The sequence below is a fragment of the Acidovorax sp. SUPP1855 genome (genome assembly GCF_030158955.1).
GTDB lineage: Bacteria > Pseudomonadota > Gammaproteobacteria > Burkholderiales > Burkholderiaceae_C > Paracidovorax.
This window is the reverse complement of record NZ_BQXI01000003.1, coordinates 183,893-201,825: the sequence shown is the minus strand read 5'-3', so window position 1 is coordinate 201,825 and position 17,933 is coordinate 183,893. Positions and strand designations below refer to the sequence as shown.

Here is a 17,933-nt window from a genome sequence, read left to right as displayed (position 1 = left end):
GGCGGCGCACCGCATCCGCGAAGGAGACATGACCATGGCCAGGATCGCCATCATCGGGGGCGGCTGCAGCGGCACCCTCGTCACGCAAGCGCTGAGCCGCATGGGCGGCCATGCCGGGATTTCCGAGGTGCTGCTGTTCGACGAGTCCGGCGGGTTCGGCCCGGGACTGCCCTATGGCCGGGACACCAACGACGGCGAGTTCATCCTCAACATGGCTTCGTCGTTGCTGAGCGCCCGGACCGGCGAGCCGGACGGGTTCGACCGCTGGCTGCAGCAGCTCTGCGCGGGACAGGCCGAAGCGCCCGGCGGATACGTGCGGCGCTCGCTCATGGGGGCCTACCTGCAGGATGTCGCCCACCAGGCCGAGAGCGCGTTCGCCGCACGCGGCGTGAAGCTGGTGCGCGTGGCGCAGGCGGTGACCGACATCGAGCGCGGGGCCAGTGGCTTTCACGTGGCCACGGCCCAGCATGCCTGGCATGTGGACCAGGTCGTGCTGGCGCTGGGGCATCTCAAAAAGCGGTCGCCGTTTCCGGGCGTGGCGCACTACCACGCGAACCCGTACCACGACCTGGGCGCCATCAAGGCCGAGCTGCCGCGGAACGCACGCATCGGCATCCTCGGCACCAAGCTCACCGCCATCGACATGGCGCTGCTGCTGGGCCGGCTCGGTGTGGAGCGCATCCACATGTTTTCCCATTCCGGCCAGTTGCCCCTGGTGCGCGGCGCCTTGCCCACCACCCCCCTGGTGCGCCCCGAGCACCGCTATGCGGGCGACACGCTGCGCGGCTTCCTGCGCTGGTTCCGCGAAAGCCATCCTTGTGGGCACGAATACCCGGGCCTCATGACGATCCGCGACCCCCTGGTCCGCATAGGCCGGGAGATCGAGGCGGCCCACGCCGTGCGGGACTGGCAGCTGCAGCTGGACGCCACCAAGGAGGACATCGACCGCTACTGGACCGCGCTGCGTCCGGACCAGAAGCGCCGGTTCTTTCGCAAATACCAGGGCCTTTGGATGAGCTACCGGCACCCGATGCCGCTGGACAACGCGCGCAAGGTCCAGGCGCTGCTTCAGGCGGGCCAACTGACCGTGCACCCCGGCTACCGGGCCACCCGGCTGGCGGAGGGCCGGCCGGGATTCCAGGTGGAGCTGGCCGGCGGAACGCTGGCGCTCGACGGCATCCTGGATGCGACCGGCGTGGCCGGTAACCTGGCGCGCATCGATTCGCCGCTCATCGAGAACCTCATCGACCGCGGCCTGATCCGCCAGCACGAACTGGGCGGCATCGCGATCGATGCCCAAAGCCTTCAGGTGCTGGGCCAGCCCGGCCTGTTCGCCATCGGGGCGCTGACCCAGGGCGCGCTGTTCTACGTGTCTGCCATCGAGCGGCTTTTGCTGCACGCCCAGCGCATCGCGGGGCAACTGGGCCGCTCAGCCGCCCCGACGGCGGTCGGAGACCGCGAGGCGTTGCCGCCCCGGGAGCGGGTGGCGGTGTAGCGCCGCCGGTATGGGCCCCATGCGCTGCGCGCATGAAAGGCGCCGTTCCCGGCGTTAAGCTGCCGCCATGCAAATCTACCGCTCCGGCCTGCTGCGTTTCGCCGACGACCATTCGGCCCTGTATGAAGAAGACGGCCTGCTGGCCATCGGCCCCGATGCCCAGGGGCGCCAGCGCGTCCAGGCCGCAGGCGCCTGGAACACCCTGGCGGCCCATTACGCGCAATGGCCGGTGGTGCATTGGCCCGGCCGCATCATCGCGCCGGGGTTCGTCGACATGCACGTGCATTTTCCGCAGACCGACGTGATCGGCTCGCCCGCCGACGGCCTGCTGCCCTGGCTGGAAAACTACACCTTTCCCCACGAGTCCCGCTTTGCCGATCCGGCCTATGCCGCCGGCGTGGCCACCGTGTTCCTGGACGAATTGCTGCGCAACGGCGTGACCACCGCGCTCACGTTCGCCACCTCGCACCCGGCGTCGGTGGACGCGCTGATGGGCGAGGCGCAGGCGCGCGGACTGCGCCTGATCGCCGGCAAGGTGCTGCAGGACCGCCACTCGCCCGATGGCGTGCGCGACCAGACCGAACAATCCTTGCGCGACACCGAGGCGCTGATCCGCCGCTGGCACGGCCAGGACCGGCTGGGCTATGCCATCACGCCGCGGTTCGCGCCCAGTTGCACCGAACCCCAGTTGCGCGGTGCGGGCGAACTGGCCGCGCAATACCCCGACGTGTGGATCCAGTCGCACGTGGCCGAGAACCTGGACGAGATCCGATGGGCCCGCGAGCTGTTTCCCGCCGCTCGCAGCTACCTGTCGGTGTACGACGATTTCGGGCTGATGCGCGAGCGCGCCGTGTACGCCCACTGCATCCACTTTGACGATGCCGACCGGGCGCTCATGCGTGACACCGGGGCGGTGGCGGCGGTCAGCCCCACCAGCAACCTGTTTCTGGGCAGTGGTTTCTTCGACTACGCCGGGGCCGACCGGGTCGGCTTTCGCTATGGACTGGCGAGCGATGTGGGGGGCGGCACGAGCTTCAGCCCGTTCCACACCATGCTCGCCGCCTACTACGTGGGGCGCGAAGGGCAGACGAAGCCCGGCCTGTCGCTCTCGCCGCAGGCGCTGTGGTGGCAGCACACGGCCGGCGCGGCGCGCGCGCTGGGGCTGGCGGGCGTCATCGGCAACCTGCAGCCCGGGTGCGAAGCCGACTTCGTGGTGCTGGACCCGCGCGCCACGCCGCTGCTGGCGCGCAAGACCGCGCACGCGGCCAACCTGGACGAACTGCTCTTCGCGATGATCGTGCTGGGCGATGACCGAGTGATCGAGCGCACCGTGGTTTCCCAAGCCGAATAGGCCCCTGGCGCAGGTTGCACTTGCGCAGGTCGCTATGAAAAATATAGTGCCTTCCCGCGCGTCCTCTCTACAATGGCGGCCCAGCAGGAGTGAGCAATGAGCATCAAAAGCGACAAGTGGATTCGCCGCATGGCGGAGCAGACCGGAATGATCGAGCCCTTCGAGCCGGGCCAGGTCCGTGAGGCGGAAGGCCGCAAGATCATCAGCTACGGCACCAGCAGCTATGGCTACGACATCCGATGCGCGCCGGAATTCAAGGTGTTCACCAACATCCACAGCACCGTGGTGGACCCGAAGAACTTCGATGAAAAGAGCTTCGTCGACTTCGAAGGCGACAGCTGCATCATCCCGCCCAACAGCTTTGCGCTGGCACGCACGGTGGAGTACTTTCGCATTCCCCGCAACGTGCTGACCATCTGCCTGGGCAAGAGCACCTATGCCCGCTGCGGGATCATCGTGAACGTGACGCCGTTCGAGCCCGAGTGGGAGGGCTACGTCACGCTGGAATTCAGCAACACCACGCCGCTGCCGGCCCGCATCTACGCGGGCGAGGGATGCGCCCAGGTGCTGTTTTTCGAAAGCGACGAGGTTTGTGACGTGAGTTACAAAGACCGGGGCGGCAAATACCAGGGACAAAGCGGCGTCACCCTGCCCAAGGCCTGATGCGGGCCTGATTTTCCGGGCGGTGGAGTCCTACACCGCCACGGCTTTTTTGCCGTGAGCGGGGGCGGCTACGGTTTTTTACGATTCAGTCAGGTTCTGTGTTGCATCCGGTTGGATGCTGTAAATCCCACGCAGAACGCTGCCTGAGGAGCCCACCATGCCTGCCACCCACCACGCCGTATCGTCTCTCCAGGCCGAGCGCACGGGCCTTTCGCATGTGCTGCACGAGGCTTCGGGAGGCAGCACCCACCGCTGCTATTGGCCCGCCGAAGCGCTCGATGCCTTCCTGCTGCAGATGGCCGCCCGTGGCCATTGCATCAGCGCCGCCATGATGCTCGGCGACCGCACCTACGCCCTGCAGCAGATCGAACGGGCCCGTGCCCTTCCGGGATGCGCCCTGCAAGCCCTGGTGCAGGAGTTGTCCGGGTATTTCGAAGACGCCGAGCCCGCCGCCGCCAGCGTGCACTGGTGCACGCGTTGATCCAGGCAGGGGGCGCCTGAAGGTCGGCGCGTTGCAGGGGGTGTCGCCATACCGGCTGCGTCCTACGCCCCCGCAGGCCATCGACCGGGTTTTCGACCCTGGCGCGCTGCCTAGCATCCCACCCATCCATTTCAGCCCCATCCGCAAGAGACTGCCATGCACGACGATTTCCATCCCCCTGTGTCCTCCGCACCCAGGCTGCGCCCCTGGCCCATCGTGATCGGCAGCGTGGTGATCGCGGCGCAACTCGTCGCGCTGGGCTGGGTGGTGCAGGGGCAGGTGCAGCAGGCATCGGAGCGCCAGGCGCACTGGGCGCCCCGGGGCCTGCAGAGTTCACCGGCCACCTATGCAGCGGTGGACGCGCCCTCGTTCAGCGAGCCGCAGCCTTGATGGCGTCGCGAATCGACCCATGGGAACTGCTGCCCGGCGTGCGGCACGGGCGTAACATCCGGCGCACCGCATCCGCAGGTGCGAGCAGGAGAACCGTATGAAATGGGAAGGCAACCGCGAGTCGGACAACGTCGAGGACCGCCGCGATGGCGGCGGCGGTGGGGGCATGCCGGTGTTCGGCGGCCGCAGCATCGGCATCGGCACCATCGTGGTGGCGTTGCTGGGGGGCTGGATTTTCGGGATCAATCCGCTGACGATTCTGGGACTGCTGAGCGGCGGCGGAGGCGCTCCCGCCCAGGTCCAGCAGGCGCCGGCACATCGCCCGCCGGCCGACGACAAGATGGCGCGCTTCGTCTCCACCGTGCTGGCCGACACCGAAGACGTGTGGACCGACATCTTCCGCCAGGGTGGCAACGCCTATCAGGACCCGAAGCTCGTGCTGTTCCGTGGTTCCACACCCACTGCCTGCGGCACCGGCCAGGCGGCGATGGGCCCGTTCTACTGTCCCGGCGACCGCAAGGTGTACATCGACCTGGGCTTCTATGAAACCTTGAAGAACCGGCTGGGCGCACCGGGGGATTTCGCCCAGGCCTACGTGATCGCCCACGAGGTGGGCCACCACGTCCAGAACCTGCTGGGTATCAGCGCCAAAGTGGACCAGATGCGCGGCCGCGTCAGCCAGGTGCAGTACAACCAGCTGTCCGTTCGCCTGGAACTGCAGGCCGACTGCTTTGCCGGGGTCTGGGCCCACCATGCCCAGAATGCCCGCCAGATCCTGGAGCAGGGCGATGTGGAGGAGGCCATGAACGCCGCAGCCAAGATCGGGGACGACGCCCTGCAGCGGGCGGGCGGCGGCGCCGTCGTGCCGGACAGCTTCACCCACGGCACCAGCGCGCAGCGCCAGCGGTGGTTCCATGCAGGCCTCGAAAACGGCAGCGTGAAGGCCTGCGACACCTTCTCGGCCCGCAGCCTGTAGTGCGAACGCCGCAGTGGCGGCTTTCACCCCGCAATGCCTGGGGTGGCGTTTGCGCTGGTCCAGCCATCGTATGGCGCTATGAATTGAGTAGCATCTTGCCTTTGGCACACGAATGCCTACCCGAAAAAACACCCCGTTCAGCCCCTGGTGCGACAATAGCGGGCTAAATGACAAGTTCTTTCTCCAATTTATCGCTGGCTGAACCGCTGGCACGCGCCGTGGCCGAAATGGGCTACGAGTCCATGACGCCCATTCAGGAGCAGGCCATTCCGGTCGTCTTGACTGGCAAGGACGTGATGGGTGCGGCCCAGACGGGCACCGGCAAGACGGCCGCCTTCTCGCTGCCCTTGCTGCAGCGCCTGCTCAAGCACGAAAACAGCTCCACCTCCCCCGCCCGCCATCCGGTGCGCGCCCTGGTGCTGCTGCCGACGCGGGAGCTGGCCGACCAGGTCGCCCAGCAGGTCGCCCTGTACGCCAAGTACACCAAGCTGCGCAGCACCGTGGTGTTCGGCGGCATGGACATGAAGCCGCAGACGCTGGAGCTGAAAAAAGGCGTGGAAGTGCTCGTGGCCACGCCCGGCCGGCTGCTGGACCACATCGAAGCCAAGAATGCGGTGCTGAACCAGGTCGAGTACGTGGTGCTCGACGAAGCCGACCGCATGCTGGACATCGGCTTCCTGCCCGATCTGCAGCGCATCCTCTCGTACCTGCCCAAGCAGCGCACCACGCTGCTGTTCAGCGCCACGTTCTCCCCCGAGATCAAGCGCCTGGCGGGCAGCTACCTGCAAGACCCGATCACGATCGAAGTGGCGCGCCCCAACGAAACGGCTTCCACGGTGGAGCAGCGTTTCTACAGCGCCAACGACGACGACAAGCGCCGCGCCATCCACCAAGTGCTGAAGACGCGGGGCCTGAAGCAGGCGTTCATCTTCGTGAACAGCAAGCTCGGCTGTGCCCGGCTGGCCCGCAGCCTGGAGCGCGAAGGCCTCAAGACCGCGGCGCTGCACGGTGACAAGAGCCAGGACGAACGCTTGAAGGCGCTCGACGCCTTCAAGCAGGGCGAAGTCGATCTGCTGGTGTGCACCGACGTGGCGGCACGCGGACTGGACATCAAGGATGTGCCGGCCGTGTTCAACTTCGACGTGCCGTTCAATGCCGAGGATTACGTGCACCGCATCGGCCGCACGGGCCGTGCAGGCGCCTCGGGCCTGGCGGTCACGCTGGTGTCCAGCAGCGACACGCGCCTGGTGGCGGACATCGAAAAGCTCATCAAGAAGAAGATCGATCTCGAAGCCCTCGAGTACGAGGAAGACCGCCCGCGCGGCCGCATCAACGATGGCCAGCGCGCATGGCGCGAGGATGGCCAGCGTGAAGGTGGCCGGCGTGAGCGCGGCGGCGAGGCGCACGACCCGCGTGGCAGCGCGCCGCGCAGCAGCTACCGTGCCCCTTCGGCACCCCGCGATCCGTTCTTCGACAAGCCCTACGAGGCACCGGCCACCGAGGCGGCGCCCCATTGGGAGTCCGCGGCCAAGGCCCAGCCGGCGCGCAGCGGCATCTCGGCCAACATCAAGCCCAAACGCAAGGTGGCGGCCCTGTTCAAGGCCGTGCAGCCCGAGACCGAAACCTCCTCGCAGTGATCCCCCCGGGCCGATCCGTCGGCCGGGCCTGATCCGCTGAGGCCTTGGGTGAGTCCTTATCGCCGTTGGGCGGCGGGTGGCTCGTTCGTGTTCAGGCCCCAGGCTTTTGCGCCTCCTCGCAATCGACATGGCAGTGCTCACGGTCTGCCAGCGTGCGGCCGAACCGGACCGCGCTGAGGCAGCCTCCCCATACGCAACCGGTGTCCAGCGCCAGCAGGTTGGCTCGGTTCATCCAGCCCAGGGTGGACCAGTGCCCGAATGCCACCAGCCCGTCCTGCGTTTTTCGGCCCGGTGCTTCGAACCACGGCACCAGGCCGGCTGGGGCAGCGCTGGCACCCTCGCTGCTCTCGAAATCCATGGCGCCCTCGGGTGTGCAGAAGCGCAATCGGGTGAGGGCATTGACGATCACGCGCAAGCGATCCGTCCCGGTCAGCGTGGGGTCCCAGCGGTCGGGCGTGTCGCCGTACATGGCGTGAAGGAATGCGGGCATGTCGGCACCGCGCAGCACGGCATGCACCTCGTCGGCATGCGCCAGCACGTCCTGGGCCGACCACGAGGGCAATACGCCCGCGTGGACCATCAACAGGGGCTCTCCGCCATGCACATGCTGGCGTGCCAGCGGCTGATGGCGCAGCCAGTCCAGCAGGGCCTCGCGGTCGGGTGCCTGCAGCACCTGGTCCAGCGTGTCGCGGCGGGAAGGCTTGCGGGCCCCGTGGGCGGCCGCCAGAAGATGCAGGTCGTGGTTGCCCAGCAGGCTGCGCAGGCTGTCGCCCTGATGCATGCAGCGGCGCAGCACGGCAGCGGAATCAGGGCCCCGATTCACCAGGTCGCCCAGCAAATAAACCGTGTCGCGGCTGGGAGAGAACCCGATGTGGTCCAGCAGGCGCTGCAATGCCGTGTCGCAGCCTTGAATATCCCCGATGCAGTAGAGCGCCATGGCGTTTCCGAAGGTGGTAAACCTCCATTGTCGCGGCTGGACGAGGCCGTGCCAGGTAATCGCCCAGGCCACGATGGTCCGGCCGGTGCAAATCAGGGCGCGCGCTTCGATATGGCTGAGCTGGCAGAGTTCCCCGAAATTCCAGAAATCAGCGGGTTATTCAAAGGGTGGATTGCGCCCGCTTTCTCTGCACGATATTGAAAGATACCTATAATGCGGCCTTCGTTATTAATCTCCGTACATCACCATGAGCACTAGCTACAAAGACCTGCTGAAACAGCGCGAAGAACTTGAGCAGCAAATCGGCGAAGCACGTCGCCGCGAACTTTCCGATGCCATCAATCAGGTTCGCAATCTGGTGGCGGAGTATGGTTTGACCGCTCAGGACGTATTTCCCACGGGCCGTGCCCGCAGTGCCAGCGCCGGCGTCAAAGTCGCTCCCAAATACCGCGATCCCGCGACGGGCAAGACTTGGACGGGCCGTGGCAAGGCGCCCAAGTGGATCCAGAACCAGGACCGCGAGCAATTCGCCATTTGAGTGCAAGCCTGGAATTCCAGATCGCGCGCAGGCACTGCCCGCGCTGCGGGTCGGCAAGAGCAACCCACGCAATAAAAAGCCCGCCTTGGCGGGCTTTTTTCATGGCTGCGAATACCGTGCCGTTCGGTTTGACTGCATGGGCAGCCCAGGCGGGTTTCCTGGCTTCCCTTTCATCTGTGCACTGGCCGCTTTCGGGCGCTGCGCTCTGTCTCAAATCCCAGCCATTGGGAGTTGGCTTAACCTTCTTGAGCGGCAATGCTGCCCAGCCGATTAATTTCAAGGGAATTCATCGGATAAAAATGGAAATTCCGCAGGGCGGTATTTTGTTAATCGAATGGCGCGCGATATATGGCGCTGCACCTACCCGCGCTGCTGTTCCCATGGCGTAGGACGGCAAGCCTTGCGATCGGGCGTTTCTTCTGGAGTTTGGCGGTGGACTCTCTGAAATGTCCTGCATGCGATTACCCCACGATTGCATCGATATGTAGGACTGCCAGAATAGGTGTTCTCGTCCCCACAGGAGTAGCACTACATGGCTTCGATGTCACCCCCGGTTTCCCGCCACGCGTTCGCATCCACCCTGAAGAATTTCACGACGGGGTCCGGCAAAAGCGGCAAGTTCTATTCGCTTCCGGCACTGGCCAAGCAATACCCGTCGATCAAACGGCTCCCGGTTTCGATTCGGATCGTTCTGGAATCGGTGCTGCGTAACTGCGATGGCCGCAAGGTCACGGCGGAACACGTGGAGCAGTTGTCGCGCTGGCAGCCAGTGGCCGACCGCAAGGACGAGATTCCCTTCGTCGTGTCGCGCGTGGTGCTGCAGGATTTCACCGGCGTGCCCTTGCTGGCCGATCTGGCCGCCATGCGCAGCGTGGCCCAGCGCCTGGGCAAGAAGCCCAAGAAGATCGAGCCGCTGGTGCCCGTGGACCTGGTGGTGGACCACTCCATCATGGTGGACCACTACGGCACGAAAAAAGCGCTGGACCTGAACATGAAGCTGGAATTCCAGCGCAACCGCGAGCGCTACGAATTCATGAAGTGGGGCATGCAGGCATTCGATACCTTCGGCGTGGTGCCGCCCGGGTTCGGCATCGTCCACCAGGTCAATCTGGAATACCTGGCGCGGGGGGTGCACAAGAGGGCCGATGGCGTGTACTACCCCGACACGCTGGTGGGCACGGACAGCCACACGACCATGATCAACGGCATCGGCGTGGTGGGCTGGGGCGTGGGGGGCATCGAAGCCGAGGCGGCGATGCTGGGCCAGCCGGTGTATTTCCTGACCCCGGACGTGGTGGGCTTCGAGCTGACCGGCCAGTTGCGCGAAGGCGTGACCGCCACCGATCTGGTGCTGACGGTGACCGAGATCCTGCGCCAGCACAAGGTGGTCGGCAAGTTCGTGGAATTCTTCGGCGAGGGCACGCGCACGCTGTCGCTGCCCGACCGGGCCACCATCGGCAACATGGCACCCGAGTACGGCGCGACGATGGGGTTTTTCCCGGTGGATGAAAAGACCATCGATTACTTCAAGGGCACTGGCCGCACCGACAGCGAGATCGAAGCGTTCGAGGCGTATTTCCGCGCCCAGGGCCTGTTCGGCGTGCCGCTCGCCGGCGAAATCGACTACTCCAAGATCGTGCGCCTGCACCTGGGCGATGTGACCCCCAGCCTCGCCGGACCGAAACGGCCCCAGGACCGGATCGAGTTGGGCAACGTGAGCAGCGACTTCGTGTCGCTGTTCAGCAAGCCCGCGGCGGAAAACGGCTTCAACCGCCCGGCCGAACTGCTGCACACGCGGCACCACATCCACCGGGGCGACGAGGGGGTGAGCGAGGCGGTTCCCGCCGAGAAGCCGGCCCCTGCGGGTGGCCCGCGTTTCCTGGTCGAGATGGAGCACAACAAGCCGCCGCTGGCGGTCACGCATGCCGATGCCGCCGTGCGCCTGCCGACCAAGGGGGTGGACCCCACCATCGGCAACGGCGACGTGCTGATCGCCGCCATCACGAGCTGCACCAACACCTCCAATCCGAGCGTGCTGCTGGCCGCCGGCCTGCTGGCCAAGAAGGCCGTGGAGGCCGGCCTGAAAGTGCGGCCGCACATCAAGACCTCGCTCGCACCCGGCTCCCGCATCGTCACGGAATACCTCACCGAAACCGGTCTGATGCCTTACCTGGAAAAGCTCGGGTTCGCGCTGGCGGGGTATGGCTGCACCACCTGCATCGGCAACGCCGGCGACCTGGCGCCTGAGTTGAACGAGGCCATCACCGGCAACGATCTGGTCTGCGCGGCGGTGCTGTCGGGCAACCGCAATTTCGAGGCCCGCATCCACCCCAACATCAAGGCCAACTTCCTGGCCAGCCCGCCCCTGGTGGTGGCGTACGCGATCGCCGGCACGGTGCTGCGTGACCTCATGACGGAGCCGGTGGGCAAGGGCAAGGGCGGGCGCGACGTGTACCTGGGCGACATCTGGCCCACCAGCGATGAAATCCACGCGCTGATGCGCTACGCCATGAACGGCAAGGCTTTCCGCGACAACTACGGCAAGGTCAAGACCGATCCGGGCGCGCTCTGGAACAACATCAAGGGCGTGAAGGGCGACACCTACGACTGGCCCGCCAGCACCTACATCGCGGAGCCGCCATTCTTCGCGCGGTTCACGCTGGAGGCCAAGGAGCGGGCGGTGGGCGCGGACGGCTCCAAGGCATCGGAGTCGGTCGTGGGCGCACGCATCATGGCGCTGTTCGGCGACTCGATCACCACCGACCACATTTCGCCGGCGGGCTCCATCAAGGAGACTTCGCCCGCCGGGCAGTGGCTGCTGCACAACGGCGTGATGAAGCAGGACTTCAACAGCTACGGCGCGCGCCGCGGCAACCACGATGTGATGATGCGCGGCACCTTCGCCAACGTGCGCATCAAGAACCTGATGATTCCGCCCACCGCCGACGGCTCGCGCGAGGAGGGCGGCGTCACGCTGTTCCAGAACGAGGGCGAGTTGCAGGGCACGAAGATGTTCATCTTCGATGCGGCCATGAAGTACATCGCCCAGGACATCCCCACCGTGATCTTCGCGGGCGAGGAATACGGCACCGGCTCCAGCCGCGACTGGGCGGCCAAAGGCACGCAGCTGCTGGGCATCAAGGCGGTGGTGGCCAAGAGCTTCGAGCGCATCCACCGTTCCAATCTCGTGGGCATGGGCGTGCTGCCCCTGCAGTTCAAGGCGGGCGATTCCTGGGAATCGCTGGGCCTGACCGGCAACGAGACGATCGACGTGGCTCCGGATTCGGAACTCACCCCGCAAAGCGACGCGCTGCTGACGATTCGCCGGGCCGACGGGTCGCGCCAGGAGGTCACGGTCACGCTGCGCATCGACACGCCGATCGAGGTGGACTACTACCGCGCCGGTGGCATCCTGCCCTATGTGCTCCGGCAGTTGTTGACCGCTTGATTGGGGGACATCCACCCGGGGGGCGAGCGGCCCGATACACTTGTGACGATATGTTTAGGTAACCCGCCGCCGCCATGACCCCCCCTCCCCACCGTCCGGTCACTGCAGCCATCGCGCGGACGCTTCTGTCGGAGGCGCCCGCGGTCACGCTGATGCTGGTGGTGGCGGTGCTGGCGCTGCTGCTGGTGCCGGTGGTGCAACTGCTGGGCTCGGGCCTGCAGGGGCTGCACGGCCTCGAGCCTTTCCTCGACATGGTGGTGGTGCTCATCGGCCTGCTGGCCGTGGCAGTGTCCCTGCACATGCTCGACGATACGCAGCAAGGCCGCGCCAACGTGCTCGTGGCCGGGCTGGCGACCGCTGCGGTCTGTAATTTCCTTCACGCCGTCCTGCTGCACCAGATGGAAAGCATGGCGTCCGTCACGCGGGCGAATGTATCTTCCTACTTCGGCTTGCTAGCCCATGGGGTCGAGGCGCTGACCCTGCTGCTGTTCGCTTTGCGGGTGTCGTTCCACGGGCCCGGTCGGGCCTGGGCCGTGGCCTCGGCCGGTGTGTCGCTGGTGCTCGTGTGGTCCGCCTCCAGCGGATTGCCCGAGCAGTTCGGGCTGGCGCACGGCGAGCGCTTCGCCATGGGGGCGGACGCGCTGCTCGGAGGCGTCATGGCCGTTGCCGCCTGGGTGATGTACCGGGTGCACGACACAGCCGGCAGGGAGCGCGGCCGGGGGCGCCGGCGCATCATGGCCTGCGCGGCGGCCGCCCTGGCGCTGGCGGAATTCGCCATGCTGCTGTACCCGCTGCATCCGGTTTTCGTCGACACGTTCGCGCACGCCTTGCGCGTGCTGGGGTATGCGCTGATGTTCCAGGCGGTGTTCATCGCCGGCATCCGCATGCCGTTCGCCCGGGCGCGCGAGGCCGAGGCCCGGCTGCTGGAAAGCGAACGCCGCCTGCAGCTGCTGGGCCGCAACCTGCCCGACAGCGTGCTGTACCAGCGCGTGCGCGAGGCGGACGGCCGCTGGCATTTCGTGCACATGGGCGATGCGATCGAGCGCCTGAACGGCATTTCGGCCCAGGCGGTGGTGAACGATGCCACCCTGTTCTTCGAGCAGATGGAGCCGCAGGACCGCCTGGCCTGCGCCGCGTCGGACGAGGCGTCCTACCGCACCATGGGCGTCGGCGACTCGGTGGTGCGCATGCGCGTGGCCAACGGCCAGTTGCGCTGGATGCGGATGAGCTCCACCCCCCGGCCGCTGGACAAGGGCCGCGTGATCTGGGACGGCGTGTTGACCGACGTCACCGAGCAGCGGGAGGCCCAGGACCTGAGCCGCGCGCACGAGGTGCAACTGGCGAGCCTGCTCAGCCACCTGCCGGGCGGCGTCTCGCGGCTGGACCGCGATCTGCGCATCGTGTACGTGAACCCTTCGCAGGCGCACTGGCTGCGCCGTCCGGTCGATGAGCTCGAAGGCCAGTTCCTCGTGGACGTGCTGCCTGCCGACCTGATGGCCCCGATCCAGCCGCATTTCGACCGGGCGCTGCAGGGCGAAACAGTGGTGTTCGAGCACCGCATTCCCAAAACCCATGGCGCCCAGTTCTGGCACACCACGCTGGTGCCGGAAGTCGCCGCCGATGGCCGCACGGTGGCCGTGGTGGTGTTCGCGTTCGACCTGACCGAGCAAAAGCGCATGGCGCTGGAGCTCACGCAGCAGCGCACCCGCCTGGCCAGCCTGGTGAGCGCGATCCCCGACGTGGTGTTCCTCAAGGATGCCAACGGCTGCTACCTGTCGTGCAACCCCGTTTTCGAGCGTTTCATCGGGCGGCGCGAGCGCGACATCATCGGCCTGTCGGACGACGATCTCCTACCCGCCGTCGAGGCCCAGCGGGTGCGCCAGCTCGACCAGCGCGCCATGGCGGCCTGGCAGCCACTGGTGTACGAGGAGACCCTCACGTTCCAGGAAGACGGCTACGAGGGCTACTTCGAAACCATCAAGACCCCCATCCGGGACCTGCACGGCCATGTCACCGGGCTGCTGGGCGTGTGCCGTGACATCACCGACCGCAAGAAGGCCGAGCAGCAGATCGAACTGCTGGCCTTCTTCGATGCGCTCACCGGCCTGCCCAACCGCCGCCTTCTGCTGGACCGCCTGCAGCGCGCCAGCGCCGTCTGCCAGCGCAACGGCCAGCTGGGCGCGCTGCTGTTCATCGACCTGGACAACTTCAAGGACCTGAACGACACGCTGGGCCACGACATGGGCGACCAGCTGCTGGCGCAGGTCGCCACGCGCCTGGTGTCGTGCGTGCGGGCCACCGACACGGTGGCGCGCTTCGGCGGCGACGAGTTCGTGGTGATGCTGGAAAACCTCGACGCCGGCCTGACCGAGGCGGCCACGCAGGCCGAGCACGTGGCCGACAAGCTCTTGCTGCAGCTCAACCAGCCCTTCATGCTGGGCACGCAGCAGCACTACAGCACGCCGAGCATCGGCATCACGCTGTTCGGCGACCAGCCGCGCAGCGTGGACGAGCTGCTCAAGCGCGCCGACCTGGCCATGTACCAGGCCAAGGCCGAAGGCCGCAACACGCAGCGCTTTTTCGACCCGGAGATGCAGGCCCAGGTGCACGCCCGTTCGCACCTGGAAGCCGACCTGCGCCAGGGGCTGGCCCGCCAGGAACTCGCGGTGCACTACCAGCCCATCGTGGACCACCGCGCGCAGCTGTGCGGTGCCGAAGCCCTGGTGCGCTGGCACCACCCCGGGCGCGGCATGATCAGCCCCGGCGACTTCATCCCGCTGGCCGAGCAGACCGGGCTCATCCTGCCGCTGGGGCGCTTCGTGCTCGAATCGGCGTGCGAGCAACTGGTGCGCTGGGCCGAGCACCCCGACACCGCGCGGCTGACCATCGCCGTCAACGTGAGTGCCCGGCAGTTCCGGCAGCCGGCCTTCGCGGCCGAGGTGCTGGAGACCCTGCAGCGCACGGGCGCCAACCCCCAGCGGCTCAAGCTGGAGCTCACCGAGAGCCTGCTGCTGGGCGACATCGAGGACGCCATCCAGCGCATGGCCCAGCTCAAGAAGCAGGGCGTGGGCTTCTCGCTCGACGACTTCGGCACGGGCTATTCGTCGCTCAGCTACCTGAAGCGCCTGCCGCTGGACCAGGTCAAGATCGACCAGGGCTTCGTGCGCGACGTGCTCACCGATCCCAACGACGCCGCCATCGTGCGCACCATCCTCGCCCTGGCCAAGAGCCTGGACCTGCAGGTGGTCGCCGAAGGGGTGGAAACCACCGGGCAACTGGCGTTTCTCAAGCTGCACGGCTGCGAAGGCTTCCAGGGCTACCTGTTCGGCCGGCCCAGCCCGGTGGCCCAGTTCGAACGCGACCAGCAATTGCCGGGCGCTCAGCCCACGGCCGCAGAAGCCGGCATGGCATGAGCGCGCTGCCCACCGTTTCCCCTGCCGCTGCCGCCCCTTGCCCTCTGGGAACGGGCGGCGCGCCGGTCTCCACCGCCATGGCCGCGCGGCCGCGCATCGGATGGGTGGGCACCGGCGCGGCACCGGCCCGCGCGGCGATGCGATGGCTGTCCAGCCACCGCCCCGACTGGGAGGTGTCCCCCGCGGATTTCGCGGCCGGCCGCGATGGCGTGGCGCGGTCTCCCGCGTTCGCCGTGCCGGCGGCCTGCCAGGCGCTGGTGCTGGACCTGGAACGCAGTGCCACCACCTTGCCGGACTGGGCGGCCCAGGCGCGCACCCAGCCGCTGGTGCTCTGCCTGGACCCGGCGCAGGAGGCGCTCGCCGCGCGTGCCCTGCGCCTGGGCCCCGGGGATTACGTGCTGCGCGCCGAAGGCGGCGCGCACCTGCCGCAACTGGCCCAGCGGCTGGCGGCGCTGCTGCATGCGCATGCGCCGCACGGTCCGGTGCCCGCCGCCGTGCCCGCGCTGCCGTGGCCGGACGAGCCCCCTTCGCAGCGCGCGCTGCTGCAGACCACGCTGGCCAGCATGAGCCAGGGCCTGTACACCGTGGGGCCCGACGGCCGCATCACCGTCTACAACGACCGGGTGCTGGAGTTGCTGGAGCTGCCGCGCGCACTGCTCGATGCCCGGCCCACGTTGATGGAGCTCAAGCAGCTGCAGCAAGCGCGCGGCGATTTCGGCGAAAGCGCGGAACTGGTCGATGCGCAGGCGCGGGCCTATGTGCAAAGCGCTGGCGGCATTCCGTCGCCCGCGGTGTACTGGCGCCGCACGCGCCACGGGCGCACGCTGGAGGTGCACACCACACAACTGCCCGACGGTGGCATGGTGCGCACCTTCACCGACGTGACCGACCACGTGCGCACCCAGGCCGAACTGCGGGTGAGCGAGGCACGCTTTCGCAGCCTGAGCGACCTTTCCTCCGACTGGTACTGGGAGCAGGACGCATCCTTCCGGTTCATCCACTTCGTGGGCGGGCGCAACCCCGTGGGCATGGAGCCCGGCGAAGTCGTGGGGCGCACCCGCTGGGAGCTGGGCGCCCTCAACATGACCGAGGAGGACTGGGCGGCGCACCGCCGGCTGCTCGATGCGCGCGAGCCGTTCCGGGAGCTCGAGCTGCAGCGGCTGGCATCGGACGGCACGGCCTACTGGGTGTCGATCAGCGGCGTGCCCGTGTTCGACGAGGCCGGTGCGTTCCAGGGCTACCGGGGCGTCGGCCGCAGCATCACCGACCGCAAGCAGGTCGAGGCCGAGATCGAGCGGCTGGCGTTCTTCGACGTGCTCACCGGCCTGCCCAACCGGCGGCTGCTGATCGACCGGCTCTACCGCGCCACGCTGTCCGTCGGCCGCACGGGGCGGCACGGCGTGCTGCTGTTCATCGACCTGGACAACTTCAAGGACCTGAACGACACGCTCGGCCACGACATGGGCGACCGCCTGCTGGTGCAGGTCGCCCAGCGCCTGCAAGGCTGCGTGCGCCAGAGCGACACCGTGGCCCGTTTCGGCGGCGACGAGTTCGTGGTGCTGGCCGAAGGCCTGCCCGCCGAGGCCTGGGCCGCCAGCGCCGATGCCTCGCTGCTGGCGCGCAAGATCGGCAACGCCCTGAGCCTGCCGTACCTGCTGGACGGCATCAGCCACCACAGCACGCCGAGCATCGGGCTCACGCTCTTCGGCGAATCCGCCGGCAGCGTGGACGACCTGCTCAAGCACGCCGACATGGCCATGTACCAGGCCAAGGCGGCCGGCCGCAACGCCGTGCGCTTCTTCGACCCCGGCATGCAGGCCGCCGTCAGCGCGCGGGCGGCGCTGGAAGCCGAGCTGCGCCGCGCGCTGCAGGTGGGCGAGCTGATGCTGCACTACCAGCCCATCGTGGACCGGCGCGGCCAGATGCTCGGCGCCGAGGCGCTGGTGCGCTGGCAGCATCCGCAGCGCGGCATGGTGTCGCCGGGCGAGTTCATCCCGGTGGCCGAGCAGAGCGGACTCATCGTGCCGCTGGGGCAGTGGGTGCTGGAGCACGGCTGCCGGCAGCTCGTGGCCTGGTCCCGCAGCGCGGCCACGGCGCACTTGGTGCTGTCGGTGAACGTGAGCGTGCGCCAGTTCCGCCAGCCCGACTTCGTCGATCAGGTGCTGCAGGCGCTGCGCGAGAGCGGGGCGCAGCCGCGGCTGTTCAAGATCGAACTGACGGAAAGCCTGTTGCTCACCGACGTGGAGGACGTGATCGCCCGCATGGAAAAGCTGCGCTCGCACGGCGTGGGCTTTTCGCTGGACGACTTCGGCACCGGCTACTCGTCGCTCAGCTACTTGAAGCGCCTGCCGATCGACCAGCTCAAGATCGACCAGGGCTTCGTGCGCGACGTGCTCACCGATCCCAACGACGCCGCCATCGTGCGCACCATCCTCGCCCTGGCGCACAGCCTGGACCTGGACGTGGTGGCCGAGGGCGTCGAAACCACGGGCCAGCTGCAGTTCCTGCAGCGCCACGGCTGCCATGCGTTCCAGGGCTACCTGTTCGGGCGCCCGGCGCCGGCCACGGTGCTGGAGCGGGCGGTGCGGCCCGCGCTCTGAGCCC

General features: G+C 67.6%; 13 protein-coding genes. 12 read left to right on the top strand and 1 reads right to left on the bottom strand.

What is annotated here, in order from left to right:
* The first annotated feature begins 34 nt into the window (after nt 1-34).
* From AVMA1855_RS04085 to AVMA1855_RS04055, 7 genes are all read left to right on the top strand, one after another.
* Nucleotides 35-1,495, top strand: coding sequence for an FAD/NAD(P)-binding protein (locus AVMA1855_RS04085; protein ID WP_284424707.1), 1,461 nt, complete (start codon nt 35-37; stop codon nt 1,493-1,495).
* 67 nt (nt 1,496-1,562) lie between these two features.
* Nucleotides 1,563-2,846, top strand: a complete 1,284-nt coding sequence (gene guaD / locus AVMA1855_RS04080) for a guanine deaminase (RefSeq protein WP_284424706.1) — start codon at nt 1,563-1,565, stop codon at nt 2,844-2,846.
* Nucleotides 2,847-2,942: 96 nt separating this feature from the next.
* The gene (gene dcd, locus AVMA1855_RS04075) at nt 2,943-3,509 is read left to right on the top strand and encodes a dCTP deaminase (RefSeq protein ID WP_272564912.1); all 567 of its coding nucleotides are present in this window, start codon (nt 2,943-2,945) and stop codon (nt 3,507-3,509) included.
* Between the two features lie 157 nt (nt 3,510-3,666).
* Nucleotides 3,667-3,990 carry a hypothetical protein gene (locus AVMA1855_RS04070; protein ID WP_284424705.1) on the top strand — a complete coding sequence of 108 codons (324 nt, stop codon included), beginning with the start codon at nt 3,667-3,669 and terminating at the stop codon, nt 3,988-3,990.
* 156 nt (nt 3,991-4,146) lie between these two features.
* Nucleotides 4,147-4,380 carry a hypothetical protein gene (locus AVMA1855_RS04065; RefSeq protein WP_284424704.1) on the top strand — a complete coding sequence of 78 codons (234 nt, stop codon included), beginning with the start codon at nt 4,147-4,149 and terminating at the stop codon, nt 4,378-4,380.
* A 97-nt stretch (nt 4,381-4,477) separates the two neighbouring features.
* A complete protein-coding gene (gene ypfJ, locus AVMA1855_RS04060; protein WP_284402275.1) occupies nt 4,478-5,356 on the top strand; it encodes a KPN_02809 family neutral zinc metallopeptidase in 879 nt (292 codons plus the stop codon).
* A 167-nt stretch (nt 5,357-5,523) separates the two neighbouring features.
* Nucleotides 5,524-6,993, top strand: a complete 1,470-nt coding sequence (locus tag AVMA1855_RS04055) for a DEAD/DEAH box helicase (protein WP_272564908.1) — start codon at nt 5,524-5,526, stop codon at nt 6,991-6,993.
* Nucleotides 6,994-7,084: 91 nt separating this feature from the next.
* On the opposite strand, the gene AVMA1855_RS04050 is transcribed toward AVMA1855_RS04055, so the two are convergent.
* Nucleotides 7,085-7,930, bottom strand: a complete 846-nt coding sequence (locus AVMA1855_RS04050; protein ID WP_284424703.1) for a symmetrical bis(5'-nucleosyl)-tetraphosphatase — start codon at nt 7,928-7,930, stop codon at nt 7,085-7,087.
* 247 nt (nt 7,931-8,177) lie between these two features.
* Here AVMA1855_RS04050 and AVMA1855_RS04045 point away from each other — a divergent pair, with 247 nt between their 5' ends.
* The 5 genes from AVMA1855_RS04045 to AVMA1855_RS04025 all read left to right on the top strand — a co-directional run bounded on the left by AVMA1855_RS04045 (nt 8,178) and on the right by AVMA1855_RS04025 (nt 17,929).
* Nucleotides 8,178-8,468 carry an H-NS histone family protein gene (locus tag AVMA1855_RS04045; RefSeq protein ID WP_284424702.1) on the top strand — a complete coding sequence of 97 codons (291 nt, stop codon included), beginning with the start codon at nt 8,178-8,180 and terminating at the stop codon, nt 8,466-8,468.
* Nucleotides 8,469-8,569: 101 nt separating this feature from the next.
* A complete protein-coding gene (locus AVMA1855_RS04040) occupies nt 8,570-8,857 on the top strand; it encodes a hypothetical protein (RefSeq protein WP_284424701.1) in 288 nt (95 codons plus the stop codon).
* 143 nt (nt 8,858-9,000) lie between these two features.
* A complete protein-coding gene (locus AVMA1855_RS04035; protein ID WP_284424700.1) occupies nt 9,001-11,916 on the top strand; it encodes an aconitate hydratase in 2,916 nt (971 codons plus the stop codon).
* Nucleotides 11,917-11,990: 74 nt separating this feature from the next.
* Entirely contained in the window at nt 11,991-15,329 is a 3,339-nt protein-coding gene (locus AVMA1855_RS04030) for an EAL domain-containing protein (protein ID WP_284424699.1), read from the top strand.
* A gap of 77 nt (nt 15,330-15,406) precedes the next feature.
* Nucleotides 15,407-17,929 (top strand): putative bifunctional diguanylate cyclase/phosphodiesterase, encoded by a 2,523-nt coding sequence (locus AVMA1855_RS04025; protein ID WP_502870260.1) that lies wholly within the window; start codon nt 15,407-15,409, stop codon nt 17,927-17,929.
* Nucleotides 17,930-17,933: the final 4 nt, after the last annotated feature.